Genomic DNA, 23,362 nt, shown 5'->3' with positions numbered 1-23,362 from the left:
CTCAAGAGGATTGCAACACATCCGAATTGTCTTGATCTTCCGGCGGTGCGCGGTCGAAAAATGCAAAGAGCAGGAAGCCGAAGACAAAGCCACCGATATGTGCATCCCATGCGATCGGCTGATCGCTGGTTCCGATCAGAGGTATCCCAACCGCGATAAGGATGTTTCCGGCGAACCAGAACAGGATAAACATCGCAACGGTGCGACTGCGCAGCGCCAGAGGGATTGAGAGGCGCGGGTTGAGGTGCGCGGGGCCTGGCGGTCTGCGCTCAGGCGGGAAGGCGAAGCGGCACGCTGCTCCCATCAGCGCGGAGACGACACCTGACGCGCCGATAAGGACGGTGGCTCCACCCCAGTTCAAGCCGGCATGCAGAGCAGCGGATGCGACGGCTGAAAGAACCCAGAAGACCACGTAGCGCGCGGCACCTATCCTGCGGGCGACCGGGGCACCGAAGGCCATCAGCCATAGGCCGTTGAGGACGATGTGCTCGACGCTGCCATGCAGCAGCGAATAGGTGACAGGCGTCCAATAGAGCTGCGGCCCCTGTTCTGCCAGTGGGATGGCATAACGAAGCGGTTTAAAGCCGAAATTGAGGAACAGCCAATCAGTGGCCGCTTCTGAAAGCAGAAGGGTCTGAACCGCGTATATCGCCACAAGCACGGCAATACTCACCAGCACGGCGCCGGGAAGGTTGAAAATCGGGGTACGCTGTGGCGACGGGGGTTCCGCTGTCGCTTGCGGTTCGACCGAATCGTCCATCAACAGCCCTCGCTTGCTTCGAAAGGCAGGCTTACAGGACCGACAGACAAAAAAAAAGCCGTTCGGCATGAAGCCGAACGGCCCGCTGGGCGCCCCTCCCCCGAGATGACCTGCGCACCAGCAATCTGTGCTGAACTTCCGGAACCGGAAGCGATGACCGGATAGTTGCATGCCGCGCCGAGACGCTCAACCGCAACCACTTTTTAACCTTAACCGCCGTGATCTGGCATGAAAAACGCATCGGACCTCTTATCGACGGCCATGAGGGCCGTGTTTTGAACCGGAATGAAACAGATCGGCCAGATCCATGCGTCTCAGGGCAACCATCGACATTTTTGAGTACTGGAACCGCATTCGCGGCGCGGAATTGGCGCCATTGCGGTCGCAGATAGAGCCTCGGGAAGTCCGCCACATACTCGCAAATCTCTTCATACTGGAGAAAACAGAGGCCGGTCGTATCGTCTTCAGGCTGGCCGGAACAAAGATCTGCGACCTGTTCGGACACGATCTCGGAGGTTGCGGCCTCTCCGAGCTCTGGGCGCACGGCCAGGAAGACATCGAGAGCACAGCCGCCGGAATTATGGATCACGGCATACCTGCCCTGCTGAACGCCACGGGCTACAGCACAGCAGGACATCGCGCGACTTTCGAGATCATCCTTCTCCCGCTGCGTTCGGCCGACGGCAACAACGACAAGCTACTTGGCGCCATCGCGCCCGCAACCGCCGCGAGCTGGCTTGCAGTGGTCCCCCTGCAGTTCCTTGCCCTTGACCGCAGCCGCTTGCTTCACGAACCGTTGGCACGCCAACTCGAGACGCTGCAGCCGCCCGCCCAGGTACTGGTGACACGCCCTGCCTCCATTTCCGAAACGCTGCAGCGTTTGATGTCTGGATTGCTGCACCGCCAGTCGGACGGAGATGTGCCATTTCGGCACACGTGACTGCGCCGCACCGAACGCTCAACCTCAGGATTGAAACAACCTTCTGTTAATGGATTGCGGATAAAGATCGCGTATAAGTTATTTGCAAAGAAGCCCTTTAATGCACGCGTTCCAGCAAGCTCAGACGCAACGGCCTGCGCCTCGCCCTGAACAAGGTGCTTTTCAGCGCGTCCCTATCAATATGCAGGGACGCTTAATGCTGGCCAATTACGAAGAATACGAATGCCTCGTGATCGACATGTCGCCGGGCGATATGTACGTCACCTGCCAGGGACGTCCGCGCAGCGGCGAACGTGTCATTGCCTATATCGATCACCTCGGCCGCGTCGAAGGCTATGTGCTGGCCGTCGACGCCCGTGGCTTTACGATGTCCATCACCGCGACAGAACGCAAGCGCGAGAAGCTTGCCGCCCAGCTGACGTGGCTCGCGAACAAGCATGAGCTTGGCCTTCCGGAAGATCGCCGCCACGACCGACTGACGCCGAGAGAGACGAAGACCGAAATCACGCTCGAGGACGGCACCAAGTATCTCTGCCGCATCATGGACCTTTCCTTGTCGGGCGCTGCTGTCGATGTCGAAGTGCGGCCAGCGATCGGGACGGCCGTTCGGCTAGGCAACATGCGGGGCCGCGTCGTGCGCCATTTCGTCGAAGGCGTCGCCATCGAATTCCTGTCGGTGCAATCGCGCGAAACGCTCCGCGAATTTCTCTGAGACAAGTCATCGCGCTGTCATGAAGCGACGCCATCAAGGCCGCCGGAAGGTGACCGATGACATTTCTTTATCCTGAGGCGACTCCCTGCGACAGCGGCCTCCTCCCCGTTGGCGATGGACAACAGGTCTACTGGGAGACTTACGGCAACCCCGATGGCGCGTCGGTGGTCTATGTGCACGGAGGACCGGGATCCGGCTCGACAGCTTCGGCGACGCGGTACTTCGACCCTTCGTTCTATCGCATCATTCTCTTCGATCAGCGAAACTGCGGCCGCAGCCTGCCGAACGCCGCGGCGATGACGACGGATCTCGCGGCCAATACGACCTGGCACCTCGTCGACGACATGGAGCGCTTGCGCGCCCACCTCGGAATACAAGACTGGCTACTCTTCGGCACCTCATGGGGCTCCACGCTGGCTTTGGCGTATGCGCAGGCCCATCCGGCAGCCGTGACAGGCATGATCCTCGGCGGCGTGACAACGACGCGCCGCTCCGAGATCGATTGGCTGACGCACGGCCTGGCACATTTGTTTCCTGCTGAGTGGCACCGGCTCGTCCAAGCGCTTCCGGAAAATCTACGAACGATCGATGTGGTCGACGGCTATCGCCAACTGCTCAATGCCCCTGATCTCGAGACGCGACTGCAGGCCGCGCGGGACTGGCACGACTGGGAAGCAGCCTCCATCCTGCATTCAAATCCGCAGGGACTGCCCCGACGCTGGAAGGATCCGCTGTATCTCCTGACACGGGCGCGCATCATCACCCACTACTTCAGCCACAATGCATGGCTCGAAGATGGACAGCTTCTTGGTAACGCCTGGAGACTTGACGGCATTCCCGGAACCCTTGTCCAAGGTCGCCTCGACCTGGAAGCACCGCTTGTCACCGCCTGGGAGCTATCTAGCGCCTGGAAGGATAGCGAGTTGATCGTGATCGAGAATGCCGCGCATTCGACTGATCATCAGGACATGGCGGCCGCGATCCTTAGATCCGCCAACCGTTTTCGAGAGAAAATCAAAAAATAATTTTTGGCGCGCTCGCCGATTATTCTGCTGAATCTTGCGTTTGGACGCCAAACGCCTGTCGAAACGGGCCATCCTTGCGCTGTCCTGTCAGGACCGAGAGGGTTAATCCATCATTACCGACAGAGCACTTGCCGCCCGCGATGTTAACACTTCGAGCCAAAATGATGCATTTCCGAGATTGGTCGCTTTCCCCAAACGCTAAAATTTGAATCAAGTTTGTCGCAAATGCCGCTCAAACTTTATTCGAATTAAGCGCGTGTTTTAGTCGAATTCGACTCACGTTTGAATCAACTAAGCCTTTATTTTTACTTCGCAATTTTGCGGCGGATAAAAACGTCTGTGCGAATGTCTCCTCACGAACGGGGAGACGACAAATGACGATAACAACTTTCATCAAAGGCGGTCTGGCCGCCGGAATGATGCTGCTGGGCATGACGGGCGTTGGACAGAGCGCCTATCTGAGCATGACCGTTGTGGGCAATGCTAGCCCGCCGATCGGCGCCTATCAGTTCTGCAAGGAAATTCCCGCCGACTGCAGCAATCCTGCTGGCGACCAGGGACCGCTTCTCCTCACCGAGGAGCGCTGGAAAGCCATTCTGAAGATCAACTACGACGTAAATTCCTCGATCACGCCGATGACGGATATGGAAGTTTACGGCGTGGAAGAACGCTGGGCCTATCCGCGCACCGCAGGCGACTGTGAAGACTACGCGCTCCTCAAGCGCAAGAAGCTGATCGACGCCGGCTTCTCGCCGTCGGACCTGCTGATGACGGTGGTGCTGCAGCCGAACGGCGACGGCCATGCCGTCCTGACCATCCGCACCGATCGCGGCGACTTCGTTCTCGACAACATGCGCAACAAGGTCATGCTCTGGGCCGATACCGAATACACCTTCCTGAAGCGCCAATCCGCTGACGACCCGGCGCGCTGGGTCAAGCTCCAGGACGGCCGCGCAGTCGCCGTCGGCAGCGTCAAATAGTTCTTCGCCGGCCCCTCCGGCGACCACGTCCAAGCGACCGGTCTGTCCCCCGCATCCCCGTCCCGACCGGCGCCTGAGAGCCGCTCCTGCTGTCCCAGGAGCGGCTCATCTTTCATGTGGGATTTACACTTATTTAACCACACCAACCGGATCATTGCGGCAATAGAATCCCTGCCGGCGGCTCTTGTTCTTCTTGCCTCGGTCGTTCTCTCCGAGGACCGCAATGCACCACTCAGCCGAGACTGCACAGCCGCTTCACGAAACGCCACTGCTCTCTATGAGCCTGCTTCTCCGTGCCATGGCCCTCATTGCGACGCTGGCCGCGCTGACCCTCGCGATCAGCATTGGCGGTCGCTGGATCGGCGAACGCATTTCGCTCGCAGGCAACACGGACAGCGTGGCACCGGTCACGCTTACCATCGGCCGCGACACGCTTGAGGTCCCCGCAAACGCCATCCGCTTTTCCAGCCAGCGCAAGGACGGCGTCGCGGAGCGCGCCGATCTCTACCTCACCTGGCCGCAGATGCAGGGCTATACGAAGGACAACCGGGACCGTTTCGACGACATCAGCCAGTCCTCCGGCCTGATCTTTATGCAGATCACACAAAGCACGATGTCGCGTGACATGTCCGGCAGGCTGGAGCCGATCTACAACCACCTCGTGGATGGCAAGTCCGAGACCTTCGGCGCAGGCATGACCCTTCATCATTTCCGGGCGGACGCGGGCTACCCGGGCGAAGTGCTGCTGACCGCGCCACGCGTCAACGGCGACGACTATGTCGTTCGTTGCATGCTGCCTGCGACGGCGGAAGCGGCAACCAGCGGCGACTGCCAAAGAGACATCAAGGTCGGACGCGATTTAAGTGTGCTTTACCGCTTCTCGAGTCAGCATTTGCCCGACTGGGACCATATTGATGCCGCTATTCGCCACTTTGTGGAGGCGCGACTTGTGACCCGTTCCGATGCGGGCCGCTAGAATGCCGGGAAACGCCGAAACAAACGATTAATCATAAACCGATTGGTAACCCTGCGCCGCTATCCTTCGCGGAATTGATCGTGCGGGAGGGTGCGCGGTCCCGAGAAAATCTGAACTGCAAGCAAAGAGTGAAATAGTGTTAAGGTCAATTTCCTCCGTATCTCCGATCCGTTCGAGAAGCTTCCTGGTCAAGGCGATCGCTGCCTTCTCGATAGCATTTGGAATCGTAACGGCTGACTCGATCAACGCGGAGGCAGAGGCCGCCAATTCCAGATATGCCGGGATTGTCGTCGACGCCAACAGCGGAAACGTCCTCTACAGCGAGAATGCGGATCGCTTGCAGTATCCCGCATCGCTGACCAAGATGATGACGCTTTACCTGACGTTCGAAGCCTTGGAACAGGGGCGTATTCGTCTCGACACGGCGGTCCCCTTCTCGGCTCACGCCTCTGGACAGGCACCGACCAAGCTCGGCGTTCGTCCGGGCGGCACGATTTCGGTCGAGCAGGCTATTCTCGGCCTCGTGACGCTCTCCGCTAACGATGCTTCGACGGCACTTGGCGAGTTGCTCGGAGGCACGGAAGACCGTTTTGCCCAGATCATGACGGCCAAGGCTCATGCGCTCGGTATGACCCGCACGACCTACCGAAATGCCAACGGCCTGCCGAATACCGCCCAGATGACGACAGCCCGCGACCAGGCTCGCCTGGGTATCGCGCTGCGCCAGCATTTTCCGCAGTACTACGGCTATTTCTCCACGCAGAGCTTCAAGTTCGGCAACCGTATTATCCGAAGCCATAACCGCCTCGTCGGCTCCGTTCGCGGCGTCGACGGCATCAAGACGGGCTATACCCGCGCGGCTGGCTTCAATCTCGTCAGTTCCGTCCAGGTTGATGGCAAGTCGATCGTTGGCGTCGTTCTAGGTGGCGCATCCACTCCGGCGCGCGACACCCAGATGCGCAACCTGATTGCCAGCTATCTGCCGAAGGCTTCCACACGCGGCGGTTCGGCCAATCTCGTTGCACAGGCTCCGAAGATCTCGTCGGAACCGGTTATCCCGGTTACTGCCGCCAAAAGCGAAGTTGCATCCGTCGGCGGCGTTGATCTGCCGCCTAGCGGCCCGACCCCCGATAGCCGCCAACAGGCTGCTTCGGCACAGGTTGCCTACACGGCTGCGTCATCGACCAAGTCCGACAATCCGCTGCTGCAGGAAATGCCAGCTCCGACTAAGGTAAAGACCCAGCCGATCAAGCAGCCTGCGGTTGCTTCGGCGACGCCGGCGCAGGCTTATGTTCCGCCGGAGCAGGGTGACACTTCGGTCGATACGCTGACGACCGCCTCGACCCCTGCCGCGCAGCCAAGCGGCTGGGTTGTCCAGATCGGCATCTCGTCGACCAAGGATGGCGCCATGGGCCTTCTTGATGGCGCGAAGGCCAAGGGCGGCAAGGCATTGCGTTCGGCCAAGCCTCTTGCTGTCGCCTATTCCGGCGGCTACCGCGCTCGCTTCGGCGGTTTCGACGAGCAGCGCGATGCCGTCAATGCCTGCAACGCTCTCAAGCGTTCCGGCGTGAAGTGCTGGGCCTCGGCTCAGTAATGCCAATGGCTTGCCGCCTATGTGTTTCAGGCGGCGGCCGAACAGGGCGCGGATCGGTGTTTGCGATCCCGCCTGGTGACCTGCTCGATGTGTATTGCGTACGGGGATAACAATGGCGATCAATGAGAACACTCCAGAGTTTCCGCCTCATGGCAGATTGACGGGGAGGAATCCTCGCGCTGGCTTGCACCCTCTCCACGAGGCTGCGCTTCGCCTCGCCGAAATCGGCGTGCAGCGGCAAAAGCCGAAAACGGCTAAGACCAAGGATCTGATCAACCTTCTGCTTTGCCATGGCGCACGCGCCTGGCGCTACTCGCAGCCAGAGGCGACGATCCATCTGCATGTCACATGCGCGGACGGCAGATCGCCGGTTACGCTCCGGCTGCGCTGAGTCTTTAGAGGAGCCCTAGCTCCGAGAGCTCGCGGCGAAGGTCTGCGGGCATCTCGGCTACGCCGTCTCCAAGGCTATGGAGATCGCGCGGAATGTCGTCCTGAGGATAGTAACGCCAGCCCTGAAAGGGGCGCTTCGGCTGAACGGCCGTCTCGATCACCTCCGGTCCGAGGACCAGATGGCATCGCGAGATGCCTTCGCCATCAGTGAAGGTCTGGATGTCGAGCAGGTTCTGCCGCGCCTGAACCTGCCCCTTGATCACCCAATACAGCGATCCACCGTCGAGGAGCTCTTCGACCCGCTTGGGCACCATCCTCGTGGTATGGACGGAGTGCGGTTCAAGACCGGCAGCGATGGCGCTCATCGCACGTTGCGCCACCCATTCACGCAGATCGTCGATCGAGTCCGCGCCAACACATAACTTGATAAGATGCAATGCCATGCCGCCGTTGAAATCCTTTTGCGCGGCAGCGTCAAGCGGCGAATTGCGCGGCAGGTCGCCGCGCTACAGATTTCGTCTGATGGGCGATAGCTGCCGCATCAACATTCGACAACATTGACGGCCAGGCCGCCGGTCGATGTTTCCTTGTACTTCTCGCTCATATCGTGGCCCGTCTGGCGCATCGTCTCGATACAGGCATCCAGCGGTACGAAATGCTTGCCATCGCCCTTGATCGCCAGAGACGCAGCGGTCACGGCCTTGACGGCGCCGAGTGCGTTTCGCTCGATACAGGGAACCTGAACGAGGCCGGCCACCGGGTCGCAGCTCATGCCGAGGTGATGTTCCAAGGCGATCTCGGCGGCGTTTTCTATCTGCTCCGGGTTGCCGCCCATGACGGCGGCGAGGCCTGCTGCTGCCATTGCGGCGGCCGAGCCAACTTCGCCCTGACAGCCGACCTCGGCGCCTGAGATCGAAGCATTGTGCTTGATGATCCCGCCAATCGCGGCTGCAGTCAGGAGATAGTCCCGGATGCCGTTCTGGTCCCAATCATCGTGGAAGTGCTCGTAATAGCGGATGGTCGCCGGAATGACACCGGCCGCTCCATTTGTCGGCGCGGTCACGACGCGGCCACCGGCAGCGTTCTCCTCGTTCACAGCCATCGCGTAAACGCTCAGCCAGTCGTTGGCGAGCAGCGGATTGATACGGTTGCTGCGCCACTCCTCCTGCAGCTTGTCATGGATGGAACGGGCGCGGCGGCGGACATTCAATCCGCCAGGCATGATGCCATCGACCTTCAGGCCTCGTTCGATACAGGAGCGCATGGCTTCCCATATGCGATCGAGCCCCTCGTCAAGCTCGTCGCGGCTCCTCTGACTTTCCTCGTTGGCGCGCTTCATCTGCGCGATCGAGAGCCCGGAACGCGCCGCCATGTCCAACATCTGCTTCGCGGTCGAAAACGGATATGGAACCTTGGCCGACTCGGCCGAGGCCTTCTTCTTCGAGCGCATTGCCTCGAGTTCGGTGTCCGTCACGACGAACCCGCCGCCGACGGAGTAATAGATGCGCCGGACCAGCATGCGGCCGTCCTTGTCGAAGGCAGAGAACGACATGCCGTTCGCGTGCCCTGGCAGCGGCTGCTTCTTGTCGAAGACGAGATCGGTCTTCGGCTGGAACTGATAGGCCGGATGCCCTTCCGGGGTGATGCGGCCAGAACGTTCGACGCGATCGATGATCGCGTCCATCGCGTCGGGATCGACGCTGTCAGGCTGCTCACCCATCAGCCCGAGGATGACCGCCCTGCCCGTGCCGTGACCGATTCCGGTGTGGGCCAACGAACCATGCAGACTGACCTTGATCGACGCCACCTTGCTTCCCGAGGTCGGGCGCGGCCATTCATCGGACAAGAGCAGGTCCAGAAAACGGTTGGCAGCCGTCATCGGCCCCATTGTGTGAGAGCTCGAAGGGCCAACACCAATCTTGAATACGTCGAAAACGGAAAGGAACATGCGGATGTCCTGATTTGAGTTTGTCAGGAAAGCTACGCAAAAGCGCGGCGCGATCCCTTCGATGCACCGACATAGCATTTCACGCAAGCGACATCATCAAAAGCAAACGTCATCACATCACCGGTCATTGCAGCATGCGCGGGCATCTGTAGAGTGGCCGCGCATGCATGGGGATTGAATCAATATAGTGATGACGACAGCAGATTACATCGCACTGGTCTTTTTCGCCGCCGTCTGGTTCGGCTACTCGCGGCTGTTGCGCGGCTCGAGCCTGTTCGGCAGAACGAGCCTCACCCATGCCATGGTCGAGCGCCGGCGGGAGTGGATCTACAATTCGCTGCGCCGCGACCTGAAAATGATCGACACTCAGATCATGTCCGGGCTTCAGAACGGCACGGCCTTCTTCGCATCCACGTCGATCTTCGCGATCGGCAGCTGCTTTGCCCTGCTCGGCGCGACAGAAAAGGTCGACGCGGTGTTCGCGGACTTGCCTTTCGTCTTCCATAGCGGTCATGCGGTTTTCGAAATGAAGGTCGGCGGCCTGGCGGCGCTCTTCGGCTATGCCTTCTTCAAGTTCGGGTGGTCGTACCGGCTGTTCAACTATTGCACGATCCTGTTCGGCTCGATCCCGATGATGCGCGACACAGAACTTGACGTGGTCGCGGCGGAACGGGCGGCCGAGCGGGTCATCCGCATGAACATCATCGCCGGATCGCATTTCAACGAGGGGCTTCGGGCGATCTTTCTCTCGATCGGTTACCTCGGCTGGTTCATCAACCCCTATGTCTTCATGCTGACTACGACGATCGTCATCGTCGTGCTCACGCGCCGTCAGTTCTTTTCCGAAGCAAGGCTTGCGATCCTGGACGCCGGCCCGCCATCAAATCTCCACCTTTCTCCTATTCCCGCGACGGTCCGCTGAACGGCGGAAACGACTCATCCGGGGGATTGTGAATGACGCTTACAGCGACGACCGCAGCAGAGAGCACGAAGCTGCCTCGCATCGGCCTGCTGGATACCGTGCGCGGTGCCGCGTTGGTCGCCATGGCGACCTACCACTTCACCTGGGACATGGAGTTCATGGGCTACCTGACGCCCGGAACGGCGGAGACTGGCTGGCTCAAGCTCTATGCACGAGCCATCGCATCGACGTTCCTGTTTATCGTCGGCTTAAGCCTCGTGCTCGCGAGCAGCCCCGACATCCGCTGGCGCCCCTTCTGGAAACGCCTGGCGATGATCGCCGCTGCAGCAATCCTGATTTCGGTCGCGACCTTCTATTTCACGCCGGGTGAATGGATATTCTTCGGCATTCTGCACGCCATTGCGGTGCTGAGCCTGCTGGGCGTGCTGGTGTTGCGGCTTCCGCTGGCGGTGACGATTGCATTGACAATCGGCGTTGCGGCGGCGTGGTGCGTCGACACCTGGATCTCGCCTGGGATCCTGCATTCGCCGCTGTTCAACCCGCGCTATCTCGCCTGGACCGGGTTTGCGGAGATGCCGGAGCGGTCCAATGACTTCGTTCCCATCTTTCCCTGGGCGCTGCCTTTTTTGGTCGGCTTGACGACAGCACTGATCGCGCTCCGAACCGGCGTCCTCGCAAAGCTCGCAACATTCGGGACCGGATCGACGTTGCTTGCCAAGGCCGGCCGCCATAGTCTGGCGTTCTATCTTATTCACCAGCCGGTGCTGATCTCGATAGCCTATGGCCTATCAATCGTCGTGCCGCCCGCAAAGCCGGATCCGGTGGAAAGCTATCTGAAACAGTGCAACGTCGCCTGCATGCAGCAGGAAGGCGAAGCTCTTTGCCGGAGCTTCTGCCAGTGCACACTCGATAAACTGCAGACGCAAAACCTGTTCACGCCGTTTCAGGCTGGCACGATCAAGGCCGATGACGACCGTATCCTGACGCTCGCCAGCGAATGCAGCAGCAACCAGTAATCAGGTACCAACACCGATTTCGGCGAGGCGTCCAAGGCACGCTTCCTCGATGTTGTCGAGTTCGGTCAGGGTGTCGTCGATATCCTTGCGCTTCTGGCGCAACTCATCCCGCTTCTCGTCCACGCGCTTCATGAGAAGCTTCAGCTGGCCGAGTTCGCCCGGCGGCTCCTTGTAGACCTGAATGATCTCGCGGATTTCGGCGATCGTGAAGCCGATTCGACGACCGCGCAATATCTCCTGAATGAGACGGCGGTCGGTCGGCCTGAACAGACGCGTGCGACCTCGGCGCTCGGGATGGATTAATCCCTCGTCTTCATAGAAACGCAACGTGCGTGTCGACACACCGAATTCGCGCGTCATTTCCGTTATGCTATAATATTTGCTAACCGGCATGGGTCCCCCACAGTCGAAAACCGATAATATTGACTTTTACGTAATAGTCAATTTCCGACAAATATTCTTGCAGCCGGCTAAATGCCGAACCACCAAGTCGCGATCCCGAGGAAGGCGAAAAAGCCTGTGCAATCAGTCACGGTCGTCACGAAAACCGATGAGGCGATTGCAGGATCCGCTCCCACCTTGTGAAGCAGCAGCGGAAGAAGAATCCCGGCCAGCGCCGCGGCGAACAGATTGATGATCATTGCAGCACCGATGACGAAACCGAGCTGGTAGTTGTGAAACCAGGCAGCTGCAATACAGCCCATGATAACCGAGAACAGCGCGCCGTTGGCGATGCCAACCCCCGCCTCTCTCCGGATGATCCGCCCGGCATTGTATATATCGATATCTCCGGTCGCCAAGGCGCGCACGGTGACCGTCATCGTTTGCGTCCCGGCGTTGCCGCCCATCGAAGCAACGATCGGCATCAGGACGGCTAGCGCGATCATCTTCTCGATCGACCCGTCGAACAGGCCGATGACGCTCGCCGACAGCAAGGCGGTGCCAAGGTTGATCGCCAGCCAAAGAAAGCGGGAGCGTACTGTCGAGAAAACGCTGTCCGACAGTTCTTCGTCACCAACACCGCCGAGACGCTTGATGTCCTCGTCGGCCTCCTCGTGAATGACGTCAACGACGTCATCAATGGTCAGCACGCCAACGAGGCGATCGTTCTCGTCGACAACGGCGGCAGACAGCAAGTCGTACTGCTCGAAGAGCTGCGCCGCATCTTCCTGGTCCATCTCGGCGGGAATCGGATGGTTCGTTTCCCGCATGATGGTTTCGATCTTGGTCGAGCGCTTCGTCCGGAGAATCTTGTCCAGATCGACGGCGCCCAACAGCTTGAACGTCGGGTCGATTACGAAAATCTGCGTGAACGAGTAAGGCAGATCCTCCTCCTCGCGCATGTAGTCGATCGTCTGCCCGACGGTCCAGAACGGCGGCACCGCGACGAATTCCGTCTGCATGCGACGGCCGGCCGAGCTTTCTGGATAGTCGAGCGCACGGCGCAGACGGACGCGTTCGGTGAACGGCAGCTGCGCAAGGATCTCTTCGCGGTCTTCCTTGTCGAGGTCTTCAAGAATGTAGACGGCGTCGTCCGAGTCGAGTTCCCCGATCGCGGCGGCGATCTGTTCGTTCGGCATCTGGTCAACGATCTCGCGACGCACCGCCTCGTCGACTTCCGTCAACGCGGTCATGTCGAATTCGTCGCCGAGCAGACGGACGAGCGCGACGCGCTGATCCGGCTGGAGCGATTCAAGCAGGTCGCCTATTTCGGATTCGTGCAGCCGCGTGACGTTCTGGCGCAGGAAAATGGTGTCGCGGTCGGCGATTGCCGCGCCGACAAGCGCGAGAAAATCGCCGCGAACGTTGCCGTTCTCGTCGTAGATGTCGGTCTCATCGCTGCCCGGACGTGCGCGGACGAGCTCTTCTGCGTCGTTCGTCATCCTCTGCCGCCCTCATCTGATTCGAAGCCTGGACTTCGCCGCAATTGTGTCCGTGCTAGCCGAAAGGCGCTATCGCGTCCAGCCGCAAGCCGGCAACGCAGATGACAATTCCTCTTGCCCCAGATAGTTTCCGCCGCATCGAGAATCTGGAGATATTTTCGCAGTGCCCGTCCGCCCTATCCTGCGCTTCCCCCATGTCGGTCTCCGGACGGCTTGCGCGCCTGTTACCGAATTCCACGACGATCTCAGCGCCCTTTCGACGGATCTGCTCGACACGATGCGCGCGGCTCCCGGCGTCGGTATTACCGCCGCGCACATCGGCGTCTTTCAGCGGCTGACGGTCATTGAGCTCAACCGCGAAGACGGGATACGCGTATACGTCAACCCTGAGATCCTCTGGTCTTCCGAGGAGACCGTCCGGCAAACCGAAGGCAGCGTATCCATGCCGGGCGCGACTGAAGAGGTCGTTCGGCCAAAGTCGATACGGTTTCGCTATCAGGATCTCTCGGGGGTAGCGCACGAAGAGACCGCAGACGGCTTTCTTTCTGTCTGTATCCAGCATGAGACGGACCAGCTCGATGGAATCTTCTGGCTCCAGCGCTTGTCCAAGTTGAAGCGCGACCGGCTTATTAAGAAATGGGAAAAGTCCGGCGACTGAGGCTGGCCGTTACATCTCTATAGGCGCAGGGCGCGGTGCGCGCGGCTTGTCGCTCTTGGATATTCGAGACGCAAGCTCCTCCGGCGTCACCAGTCCGCCAGAAATCAGGAGCTTTGCGGCGTCTTCGGGTGACATGTCGAGAAAGACGATCTTTTCACGCGGCACGAAGATCAGGAAACCGGCCGTCGGCACCGGCGTAGGCGGAAGGAACACGCTGACCATGTCATGGCCCATCGCGTTGAACTTCGAAGCAATTTCCCCTTGGCATCCGTTGCGACGAATACCAGAGACCAGAGGCCCGCGCTCGGGTACTCGATCAGGCCGACCTTCTTGAACGAGTTGCTGCGTTCTTTCAGCACCGTTTCAAAGATCTGCTTCACGCTCTTGTAGATGACGCGCACCAGGGGGACGCGTCTTACCAGGGACTCACTGAACTGGACGATCGACTGACCGATCAGATTCTTTCCTAGAAACCCGATAAGAGTGATGATCACCAATGCGATCAGCAGTCCGGATCCGGGAACCGCGAAATTCAGATAGTTGTCGGGGTCATAGCGCGCGGGGAGATAGGGCTTTACCCAGCTATCCGCCCACCGAACGACCGACCATGTCAGCCACAGGGTAATGGCGATCGGCGCGCAAATAATCAGGCCGGCCAGAAAGTTGTTTCTGATGCGCGTGGCGATCGACAAACGGGGCATTTTTTCCGTCATTGCTTGCTGACGAACTCCTTTGAGCCTAACGGCAAATCGGAAATCAGTGCCTCCGGTGCTTTCCTCCGCGAGGCTGCCAGAATTCGCCGCCCCGCACAAGTCCGCAGACCAATCCTCACTCGACCGTGACCGACTTCGCCAGATTGCGCGGCTGATCGACGTCCGTGCCCATGAAAACCGCCGTATGATAGGCCAGCAGCTGGATGGGCAGCGAGAAGATCATCGGGGCGATGATCTCATCGACGTTCGGAAGGACGATCGTTGCCATTGTCGGCAGCTTCGAGGCTGCTGCGCCTGCCTCGTCCGTGATGAAGATGATCCGCCCGCCGCGCGCGGCGACCTCCTGCATGTTGGAGACGGTCTTTTCGAAGAAACGGTCGTACGGCGCGATCACGATGACTGGCATGTTCTCGTCGATCAGAGCGATCGGCCCGTGCTTGAGTTCTCCTGCGGCATAGCCTTCCGCGTGAATGTAGGAGATCTCCTTGAGCTTCAACGCTCCTTCCATCGCGAGCGGGAAGCTCGTTCCGCGACCGAGATAGAGAACGTCACGGCATTTCGAAAGCTCTCTCGACAGGCTTTCCATCTGCGGCTGGATCTCGTTGAGGACGCGGCTCATGATACGCGGCATCTCCGCGAGGTGGCGTACGAATTCCTTTTCTTGCGCGGTATCGATCAAGCCCCTCGCCTTGCCGGCACCGAGCGCCAGCGATGCAAGCACGGCAAGCTGGCAGGTAAACGCCTTGGTGGACGCCACGCCGATTTCCGGTCCGGCCATGATCGGGAAGATAGCGTCGGATTCGCGCGCTATGGTCGATTCCCTGACGTTTACGACTGCTCCGATCTTCAGGCCGTTGTCCTTGCAGTAGCGGAGCGATGCGAGCGTGTCGGCCGTCTCGCCGGACTGAGAGATGAAAAGCGCGGCCTGTGTCGGCGACAACGGCATCTCGCGGTAGCGGAACTCCGAGGCAACGTCGATCTCGACAGGCAGGCGAGCATAAAGCTCGAACCAGTATTTGCCGACCAGACCGGCCAGATATGCCGTACCGCAGGCGGAAATCGCAAGACCCGTGGCAGCCTTGAAGTCGATCGCTGCCGCATTGGCGCTGATCGTGTTGCTTGCGAAGTCCACATAGTGGCTCAGCGCATGCGAGATCACTTCCGGCTGTTCGTAGATCTCCTTCTCCATGAAATGGCGATGGTTGCCCTTGTCGACGACGAACGCCGTGGTCTGGGAGATCTGTCGCGGCCGGACCACGTCATTGCCAGCGAAATCCAGAATGGAGACGCTGTCCCTGGTGATCACCGCCCAATCGCCGTCGACGAGATATGTGATCTCGTTGGTGAACGGCGAAAGCGCGATCGCATCCGAACCGAGGAACATCTCCCCCTTGCCGTAACCAACGGCAAGCGGCGGGCCCGAACGGGCGGCCATGATCGTGCCGGGGTCATTCTGCAGCATGACAGCCAGCGCATAGGCGCCGGTGACCCGGTTCAGCATCTTCTGCATGGCATCGCGCGGTGCCAATCCTTCGCGCAGATACTTCGCCATCAGATGGGCGACGACTTCGGTGTCGGTCTGTGTTTCGAAGACAGCGCCCTCCGCCGTCAGTTCGTCGCGGAGTTCGGAGAAGTTTTCGATGATACCATTATGAACGACGGCAACGCCCTGCACGAAATGCGGATGCGCGTTGGTTTCGTTCGGCACGCCATGTGTCGCCCAACGCGTGTGGGCAATGCCGATTGTGCCAGGCAGCGGCTCGCTATCGAGCCTCTTCTCGAGATTGAACAGTTTGCCTTCCGCGCGGCGGCGGTCCATGCGGCCATCGTGAATTGTGGCAACACCGGCGGAATCGTAGCCCCGGTATTCGAGTCGCTTCAACGCATCGACCAGACGCGCCGCAACCGGGCTATTTCCAACGATTCCAACTATTCCGCACATGCGAACCCCCAGAGCCTTCCGTTTCGGACGGCAGTCGTAACAATTTTCTCTTTTTTCTCAATTGGCCGGGCGGTCACTTTCAGTTTCCGCCCGTTATGAAAGACGTCAGCTTTTCGTCTTTCTTGCAGCCTTGAGCGCAAGCGCCCGTTCTCGGAGCGCAGTTGCCCGCCCGGGCTTCACTTCCTGGCGAGCACGTCCGAAGGCCAGTGCGTCAGCGGGAACATCAGCGGTAATGACACTGCCGGAAGCGACATAGGCGTTGTCGCCGACGCTGACAGGCGCCACCAGAGATGAATTGGAACCGATGAAAGCATTGGCTCCGATCAGGGTCTCGCTCTTGTTGACGCCGTCGTAGTTGCAGGTGATGGTTCCCGCGCCGATATTCGCGCCGGCGCCGATCTTAGCATCACCGATATAGGTCAGATGGTTGACTTTGGCCCCTGCGCCGATCTCACCGTTCTTGACCTCGCAGAAATTGCCGACCTTGGAGCCTTCCGCCAGATTTGCGCCTGGTCGCAGGCGGGCGAACGGACCGACAGTCGCGCCAGTGCTGACATGCGCTCCCTCGATATGGCTGAAGGCGTGAATGACAGCGCCACCGTCGATGACGACGCCGGGCCCGAACACAACGTTCGGCTCGATCAGCGCGTCCTGGCCGATGACGGTATCGTAGGACAAGAATACGGTTTCGGGTGCGATCATGCTTACGCCCGAGATCATCAACTCGTGGCGCCGGCGTTCCTGCCACAGTCGTTCGATCACGGCCAGCTCGGCGCGGTTGTTACACCCGGTCATCTCGACCTCGGGCGCATCGACGGCCGTTACGCGTCCACCCAGCGAACGGGCGATCTCCACGAGATCGGTCAGATAGTACTCGCCCTTGGCATTGCTGTTGCCGATCCGAGAAAGCAGATCCAGCGCCTTGCGGCCATTGATCGCCATCAGGCCGCTGTTGCACCACGTCACCGCGCGCTCGGCGTCGGTCGCGTCCTTTTCCTCGCGGATCGCGATCAGCTCGCCGTCCTTGACCAGCAGACGACCGTAGCCCGTCGGGCGGTTCGTATGAAAACCGATGACAACGATATCGCTACCTTCGGCCAGATGCCGGCGGGCAGCCTTCAACGGACCGTCGGTCTGCAGCGGCACATCCCCGTAGGTAACGACGATATCGTCATAGCCACGCGCAATTGCCTCGCGGGCGGCAAGCACGGCGTGGCCGGTTCCAAGGCGCTCTTTCTGCAAATAGGCTTCGATCGCGACGCCATCGACGCTGGCGGCATTCACAACCTCGTCGGCGTTCCGCCCGACGACGAGCGCCACGGACGATATATCGCTCTTTGCCACCGCATCGACGACATGGGCGATCATCGGTCGGTTCGCGACCGGGTGAAGCACCTTCGACTTCGACGATTTCATTCGCGTGCTGTCACCGGCAGCGAGAATGACGGCAAGACAAGTGCGTTCCATGGTCCGGCTCCAAGAATCCGTTTCGGCTAGGTTCCTGCCTCATAGCAGCAAGACCAATTCCGAACAAAGATCAAAAATGGATGTCAGGCCGGGACCGTATCATCAAGTGCATATGCCTCGCGCACGTGATCGCGCCCGTCTATGATCACAGCTTCCATCGCCGCGCGTGCACCGTGCACATTTCCACCACCGATCGCGTTGACGATACGCATGTGGGTTTCCGCGATATTCGAGAAGCCGTTCTCGGACGGCGGCGTGCTGATGCGGAACATGCCGACAAGGGCCGCTTCGATCAGACTGCCGAGCGTGTGCATGAAGGGATTGTGCGCGGCATCAGCGATCGCCAGGTGGAAGCGAAGGTCTGCCAGCGCGAGGCTTTCGGACGTATGCCCGGGCTCCGCCATTTCCATCGCGAGCGTCCCGAGATTGGCGATCTCGCTTCGGCTCGCACGTTCGGCGGCAAGGCCGGCAGCGAAAGGTTCGACCGCCAGTCGAATGTCGTAGAGTTGCAGCAGGAACTCTTCAGTGACGCCGTTGTCGAAGTGCCAGGCGATCACCTCGCTATCGAACATGTTCCACTGATTCTTTTCGGTAACCCGGGTGCCGACGCGCGCCTTGGCGACGATCATGCCTTTCGCGGCAAGCGTCTTCATGGTCTCACGCAGAACGGTTCGCGAGACCTTGAACCGCTGGGCAAGCTCGGCATCGCCGGGTAGAATGGTCCCTACGGAATAAATTCCGCCGACGATTGCCCTGCCCAGTTCGTCCACAACCTGCGCATGGCTCGTGCGCGATCGTCTCGCCAACTTGCCCGTATCAAGCATTCGGTTACGCAAACACTACCTCCCCCTCAGGCGTACCTCTTGTTGGACCCAGACAGAAACAGGATGCCTTTCTGCATAAGGATGAATGCAAAAAGCAGAAGGCCGATCAGTATCTTGGTCCACCAGCTCGACAGCGTGCCGTCGAAAGTGATGTACGTCTGAATGAGCCCCTGTATCAAAAGTCCGACGAAGGTCCCCGCCACAAATCCTGCGCCCCCCGTCAGCAGTGTTCCCCCGATCACCACTGCGGCAATGGCGTCAAGCTCGACACCAACCGCCGCCAGAGAATAGCCGGCGGACGTATAGAGAGAAAAAACGATTCCCGATAGCCCGGCCAGGAAACCTGACAGAGCGTAGATCTGGATCGTCGTCCGGGCAACCGGAACTCCCATCAGCTGCGCCGTCTGTACCCCGCCACCAAGCGCATAGACGTTCGCTCCGAAACGCGTGCGATGAGCCAGGAAGATGCCTGCGGCAAACACAAGGATCATCACGCCGCCGATCAACGTCAGCCGACCGCCGCCGGGCAGCTTGTAGTAGAGGCCTGATAGCGTGTTGTAATAGTCGTGATTGATCGGAATGCTGTCGATCGAAAGCACGAACGCCATGCCGCGCGCCAGGAACATGCCCGCCAGCGTCACGATGAAGGCCGGCATCTGCAGATAGTGGATGACCGCTCCCATGGCCGCGCCGAAAGCGGTCGTGATGATCAACACCAGGACGAAGGCGACAAGCGGGTGGATCGTGGTGTTCTGGAGAATGACAGCGAGGAAAACGCCGGTGAAAGCAATCACCGAACCAATCGAGAGGTCGATGCCTCCCGAAATGATCACGAATGTCATGCCCACAGCGGCAATGCCCAGAAATGCATTGTCCGTCAGCAGATTGCCGATCACGCGTGTGGACAGCATGCTCGGATATTGCAGGGTGCAGACGACGTAGGACAGCACGAATATGACGATCGTCGCCATCAGCGGCAGATACTTCGAGTTCATTTCTGAAGCTCCTCCCGGAGGCTCGGTCGACGCCGCAGGAAGACCGCGGCCGATTGGACTGCCGGCGACTGGATCACCAGAATGACAAGGACGATCACGGCCTTGATGATGAGGTTGAATTCAGGCGGGAAGCCGGAGAGCAGAATGCCCGTGTTCACCGCCTGAATGATCATCGCGCCGATCAACGACCCGACAATGCTGAACCGGCCACCGAGCAGCGAGTTGCCGCCGACGACCACGGCGAGGATCGCATCCAGTTCCAGCCAGAGGCCGGCATTGTTGGCATCGGCGCCCTTGATATCAGCAGCGACGATGATCCCGGCGATCGCGGCACACAGGCCGCTGACCACATAAACAGCCATAAGCAAGACCGGCGTCCGCACACCCGACAGTCTGCTTGCCCGCCGATTGATGCCCGTCGCCTCTATCAGCATGCCGAGCGCCGTACGACGGACCAGCAGCGTCACCAGTATACCGACGACCAGCCAGATGACGACCGGCATCGGCATGAAGGCGAACGAACCGCTTCCGAAGAAGATCAGCCCGTCATCGTTGAAGGTCATGATGACGCCTTCGGTGATCAGCTGCGCGATGCCGCGCCCGGCAACCATGAGAACCAGGGTCGCAATGATCGGCTGGATGTTGAGAATAGAAACAAGAAAGCCGTTCCACGCACCGCAGGCGAGACCGACCAGCAGCGTCACGATCAATGTCCAGGCCAGCGAATTGCCCGACACGATGGACGATGCCGCAACCGCGCCGCAGATCGCGATCACCGCGCCGACAGACAGGTCGATGCCTTTGGTCGCAATGACCAGCGTCATTCCGATCGCCAGCAAAGCAACCGGTGCGCCGCGGTTCAACACGTCGATCAGACTGCCGTAAAAGCGTCCGTTCTGAATTGTAACGTTAAAAAACTGCGGGAACATTATGAAATTCAACAGAAGAATGACCGCAAGCGCAATCAACTGCGGGGCAAGGCGTATCAAGAGGGCGTGCTGGGACGAGGTCATGCGTCCTCCGCCTTCTTGTCGGCCGCGGCGATCGCCTGCACGATGCCTGCCGTGGTTACCTTCTCGCCGGCCAGTTCGGCCACATGCTCGCGGTCCCGGAGTACCAAGACACGTGAACTGTAAGCCACAAGCTCTTCTAATTCCGATGAAATCACGATCAGCGACATGCCCTTTTCACAAAGTTGCTCGATCAGGCGGATGATCTCCGCGTGTGCACCGACGTCGATGCCGCGCGTGGGCTCATCCAGGATCAGAAAGTCAGGATTGGTCGCCAGCCAGCGTGCAAGGATGGCCTTCTGCTGGTTGCCCCCGGACAGAAGCCGGATCGGCTTCTCGCGGTCGGTGGTGCGGATATCGAGAGCCTTGATATAGCGGTCTGCGAGCTGGTTCTGCTCGCTGCGTGACAGAGGTCGCGCCCAGCCGCGGCGGGCCTGCAGCGCCAATGCGATGTTTTCCCGTATCGACAGGTCGCCGATGATCCCATCCGTCTTCCGGTCCTCGGGGCAGAACCCGAAACCGTTGCGGATGGCGGCTCTTGGGCTCGACAGCGACACGGTCTTGCCGTCGATCCTGGCGGTGCCGCTATCGGCACTCTCTATCCCGAACATCAGCTCGGCGGTTTCGGTTCGGCCCGAGCCGAGAAGGCCCGCAACGCCGACCACTTCGCCGACGCGAACCTCAAGATCGAACGGCCGGACCTTGCCGCGCTTACCGTAGCCCTCGAAGCTGTACTTCACCGGCCCGGCAGCGATCGTCCTCTCCTTGGCGGCGGCCTCGGCATGGGCCAGTTCGTGGCCAAGCATCATCTCGATCAGACTTTGCCGCGGCAGATCTGCGGTGTCGCGCGTTCCCACCAGGCGACCATTGCGCAGGACCGTTATCCGGTCACTGATCTCGTAAACCTGTTCTATAAAATGCGTAATGAAAACAATTCCTAGCCCGCGCTTCCTCAAGTCGTTTACGATGCGGAACAACATCGCAACCTCATGCGTATCGAGGCTGGCGGTCGGCTCGTCCAGAATGAGAACCTTGCCGGAAAGGTCTACGGCTCGCGCTATCGCGACGACCTGCTGGACCGCGACGGAAAAGCGATCAAGCTGCGCAGAGACATCGATATCGAGACCGTATTCTTCCAGAAGCATGCGCGCCTGGCGGTTCATCGCTGCCGTGTCGATCATCCCGAAGCGCCGCGGCTGGCGCCCAAGGAAGAGATTTTCGGCAACGCTGAGATTGGGAAGGAGGTTGACCTCCTGATAGACCGTGCCGATACCGAGCTTCTGGGCAGCGAGCGTGTTGCTCGGATCGATCTCCGCACCATCAAGCATCAGGCTGCCTTCATCGCGATGGTAGGCACCGGTCATGCATTTGATCAGCGTCGACTTGCCCGCGCCGTTCTCGCCGAGCAGGGCATGTACTTCACCCTTTCGTAGCGTGAAGTCGACCTTGTTTAGCGCGACAGCGCCGGGGAAGAATTTGGACATCCCGGACGCCACGAGCACGTTCTCAAAATCGTGAATCATGAAGGCGGCTTTTCCTGATAATGACTGTCTTGTCGCGTAGCTGTCGGACATGATGCCCGGCCTTGCGCGGCAGTTCCGCACCGGTCCATGACTGACCGGTGCGGTTCCTATGTCAGATCAGTAGCCGAGGCCCTTCTTGGACTCATAGACCTTCTTCGGGTCATCAGCCTGGGTGTAGAGCTTCGATTCCGTCTGAATCCACTTCGGCGGCGCCTTCTTGTCCTTCAGGTAGGCGTCGAGCGCGTCGAATGCCGGGCCGGCCATGTTCGGCGTCAGCTCGACCGTTGCATTGGCCTCACCGGCTTCCATTGCCTTGAAGATATCAGGAACGGAGTCGATCGAGACGACGAGGATGTCCTTGCCCGGCTTCAGACCAGCTTCCTTGATCGCCTGAATGCCGCCAACAGCCATGTCGTCGTTATGGGCGTAGAGAGCGCAGATGTCCTTGCCGCCGTTCTCGGCCTTCAGGAAGCTTTCCATGACTTCCTTACCCTTGGTACGGGTGAAGTCGCCGGTCTGGCTGCGAACGATCTTGAAGTTGGACTTGCCTGCAATGGCTTCCTCGAAGCCCTTCTTGCGGGCGATCGCCGGGGACGAACCGGTGGTGCCCTGAAGCTCGACGACGTTGCATGCCTTGTCGCCGACCGTCTTCACGAGCCAGTCGCCGGCAACCTTGCCTTCATGCACCTGATCCGACGTTACGGCGGTGAGGTAGAGATCCTCAGGCGCCTTGATCGTGCGGTCGAGCAGGATGACCGGAATATCGGCTTCCTTGGCTTCCTTCAGAACCGCATCCCAGCCGGTTTCGACCACGGGAGCGAGCAGGATCGCATTGACGCCCTGCGCGATGAAGGAACGGATGGCCTTGATCTGGTTTTCCTGCTTCTGCTGGGCATCGGCAAACTTCAGGTCGATGCCGCGCTTCTTGGCCTCTTCCTTGGTGACCGTCGTTTCGGCAGCACGCCAGCCGGATTCAGAACCGATCTGCGAGAAGCCGACGACGAGTTCGGCAGCCGACGCTGAACCGAACATGCAGGCAGCAAGAATCGTGGCACTCAAGAGTGCAGTCTTCAATTTCATGATT

At 59.8% G+C, this 23,362-nt stretch carries 21 protein-coding genes and 2 pseudogenes; 10 read left to right on the top strand and 13 right to left on the bottom strand.

Annotation, left to right across the window (positions count from 1 at the left end):
• Position 1: 1 nt before the first annotated feature.
• Complete coding sequence (locus tag FZ934_RS06385) at positions 2-763, bottom strand: rhomboid family intramembrane serine protease (protein ID WP_432443604.1); 762 nt, start codon at positions 761-763, stop codon at positions 2-4.
• 304 nt (positions 764-1,067) lie between these two features.
• Here FZ934_RS06385 and FZ934_RS06380 point away from each other — a divergent pair, with 304 nt between their 5' ends.
• From FZ934_RS06380 to FZ934_RS06350, 7 genes are all read left to right on the top strand, one after another.
• The gene (locus FZ934_RS06380; protein ID WP_153270375.1) at positions 1,068-1,700 is read left to right on the top strand and encodes a PAS domain-containing protein; all 633 of its coding nucleotides are present in this window, start codon (positions 1,068-1,070) and stop codon (positions 1,698-1,700) included.
• Positions 1,701-1,800: 100 nt separating this feature from the next.
• Positions 1,801-2,412 carry a PilZ domain-containing protein gene (locus tag FZ934_RS06375; RefSeq protein ID WP_153270374.1) on the top strand — a complete coding sequence of 204 codons (612 nt, stop codon included), beginning with the start codon at positions 1,801-1,803 and terminating at the stop codon, positions 2,410-2,412.
• A 56-nt stretch (positions 2,413-2,468) separates the two neighbouring features.
• Entirely contained in the window at positions 2,469-3,437 is a 969-nt protein-coding gene (pip, locus tag FZ934_RS06370; RefSeq protein ID WP_153270373.1) for a prolyl aminopeptidase, read from the top strand.
• A gap of 374 nt (positions 3,438-3,811) precedes the next feature.
• Positions 3,812-4,417, top strand: coding sequence for a transglutaminase-like cysteine peptidase (locus FZ934_RS06365; RefSeq protein ID WP_153270372.1), 606 nt, complete (start codon positions 3,812-3,814; stop codon positions 4,415-4,417).
• Positions 4,418-4,601: 184 nt separating this feature from the next.
• Positions 4,602-5,393 carry a hypothetical protein gene (locus FZ934_RS06360; RefSeq protein WP_153270371.1) on the top strand — a complete coding sequence of 264 codons (792 nt, stop codon included), beginning with the start codon at positions 4,602-4,604 and terminating at the stop codon, positions 5,391-5,393.
• Positions 5,394-5,508: 115 nt separating this feature from the next.
• Positions 5,509-6,987, top strand: coding sequence for a D-alanyl-D-alanine carboxypeptidase (locus FZ934_RS06355; RefSeq protein ID WP_194273796.1), 1,479 nt, complete (start codon positions 5,509-5,511; stop codon positions 6,985-6,987).
• A gap of 112 nt (positions 6,988-7,099) precedes the next feature.
• Complete coding sequence (locus tag FZ934_RS06350; protein ID WP_153270369.1) at positions 7,100-7,378, top strand: hypothetical protein; 279 nt, start codon at positions 7,100-7,102, stop codon at positions 7,376-7,378.
• A 4-nt stretch (positions 7,379-7,382) separates the two neighbouring features.
• Here FZ934_RS06350 and FZ934_RS06345 read toward each other — a convergent pair whose 3' ends face one another.
• Complete coding sequence (locus FZ934_RS06345; RefSeq protein ID WP_153270368.1) at positions 7,383-7,820, bottom strand: DUF1489 family protein; 438 nt, start codon at positions 7,818-7,820, stop codon at positions 7,383-7,385.
• Between the two features lie 98 nt (positions 7,821-7,918).
• The gene (locus tag FZ934_RS06340) at positions 7,919-9,325 is read right to left on the bottom strand and encodes an L-serine ammonia-lyase (RefSeq protein ID WP_113363009.1); all 1,407 of its coding nucleotides are present in this window, start codon (positions 9,323-9,325) and stop codon (positions 7,919-7,921) included.
• Positions 9,326-9,515: 190 nt separating this feature from the next.
• On the opposite strand from FZ934_RS06340, the pseudogene FZ934_RS06335 reads away from it, so the two are divergent.
• Together FZ934_RS06335 and FZ934_RS06330 are read left to right on the top strand one after the other, a co-directional pair.
• Positions 9,516-10,279: pseudogene (locus FZ934_RS06335) on the top strand (DUF599 domain-containing protein).
• Complete coding sequence (locus tag FZ934_RS06330) at positions 10,280-11,263, top strand: heparan-alpha-glucosaminide N-acetyltransferase (protein WP_153270366.1); 984 nt, start codon at positions 10,280-10,282, stop codon at positions 11,261-11,263.
• Here FZ934_RS06330 and FZ934_RS06325 read toward each other — a convergent pair whose 3' ends face one another.
• Together FZ934_RS06325 and mgtE are read right to left on the bottom strand one after the other, a co-directional pair.
• Positions 11,264-11,656 carry a MerR family transcriptional regulator gene (locus FZ934_RS06325; RefSeq protein WP_153270365.1) on the bottom strand — a complete coding sequence of 131 codons (393 nt, stop codon included), beginning with the start codon at positions 11,654-11,656 and terminating at the stop codon, positions 11,264-11,266.
• Between the two features lie 77 nt (positions 11,657-11,733).
• Positions 11,734-13,146, bottom strand: a complete 1,413-nt coding sequence (gene mgtE / locus FZ934_RS06320) for a magnesium transporter (protein WP_153270364.1) — start codon at positions 13,144-13,146, stop codon at positions 11,734-11,736.
• Positions 13,147-13,309: 163 nt separating this feature from the next.
• Between mgtE and FZ934_RS06315 the strand changes: the two genes are divergently transcribed.
• Positions 13,310-13,804: a peptide deformylase gene (locus FZ934_RS06315; protein ID WP_153270363.1), complete on the top strand. Its 495-nt coding sequence runs from the start codon at positions 13,310-13,312 to the stop codon at positions 13,802-13,804.
• A gap of 9 nt (positions 13,805-13,813) precedes the next feature.
• Here FZ934_RS06315 and FZ934_RS06310 read toward each other — a convergent pair.
• The 8 genes and pseudogenes from FZ934_RS06310 to ytfQ form a co-directional block, all read right to left on the bottom strand.
• Positions 13,814-14,517, bottom strand: a pseudogene (locus tag FZ934_RS06310) (DUF502 domain-containing protein).
• A 115-nt stretch (positions 14,518-14,632) separates the two neighbouring features.
• A complete protein-coding gene (gene glmS / locus FZ934_RS06305; protein WP_153270362.1) occupies positions 14,633-16,459 on the bottom strand; it encodes a glutamine--fructose-6-phosphate transaminase (isomerizing) in 1,827 nt (608 codons plus the stop codon).
• A 105-nt stretch (positions 16,460-16,564) separates the two neighbouring features.
• Positions 16,565-17,926, bottom strand: coding sequence for a bifunctional UDP-N-acetylglucosamine diphosphorylase/glucosamine-1-phosphate N-acetyltransferase GlmU (gene glmU, locus FZ934_RS06300; protein ID WP_153270361.1), 1,362 nt, complete (start codon positions 17,924-17,926; stop codon positions 16,565-16,567).
• A gap of 83 nt (positions 17,927-18,009) precedes the next feature.
• A complete protein-coding gene (locus tag FZ934_RS06295) occupies positions 18,010-18,750 on the bottom strand; it encodes a FadR/GntR family transcriptional regulator (protein ID WP_432443611.1) in 741 nt (246 codons plus the stop codon).
• 26 nt (positions 18,751-18,776) lie between these two features.
• Positions 18,777-19,745: a galactofuranose ABC transporter, permease protein YjfF gene (gene yjfF / locus FZ934_RS06290; protein WP_153270359.1), complete on the bottom strand. Its 969-nt coding sequence runs from the start codon at positions 19,743-19,745 to the stop codon at positions 18,777-18,779.
• Positions 19,742-20,758, bottom strand: coding sequence for an ABC transporter permease (locus FZ934_RS06285; protein WP_153270358.1), 1,017 nt, complete (start codon positions 20,756-20,758; stop codon positions 19,742-19,744). Before FZ934_RS06285 ends, yjfF begins: the two co-directional genes overlap by 4 nt.
• Complete coding sequence (ytfR, locus tag FZ934_RS06280; protein WP_153270357.1) at positions 20,755-22,278, bottom strand: galactofuranose ABC transporter, ATP-binding protein YtfR; 1,524 nt, start codon at positions 22,276-22,278, stop codon at positions 20,755-20,757. The genes FZ934_RS06285 and ytfR overlap by 4 nt, the downstream gene beginning before the upstream one ends.
• A gap of 117 nt (positions 22,279-22,395) precedes the next feature.
• On the bottom strand, positions 22,396-23,358 hold the full coding sequence (ytfQ, locus tag FZ934_RS06275; RefSeq protein WP_153270356.1) for a galactofuranose ABC transporter, galactofuranose-binding protein YtfQ: 963 nt from the start codon (positions 23,356-23,358) through the stop codon (positions 22,396-22,398).
• Between the last annotated feature and the right edge of the window lie 4 nt (positions 23,359-23,362).

The sequence above is a fragment of the Rhizobium grahamii genome (assembly GCF_009498215.1).
GTDB lineage: Bacteria > Pseudomonadota > Alphaproteobacteria > Rhizobiales > Rhizobiaceae > Rhizobium > Rhizobium grahamii_A.
This window is presented reverse-complemented; position numbering and strand designations above follow the sequence as displayed.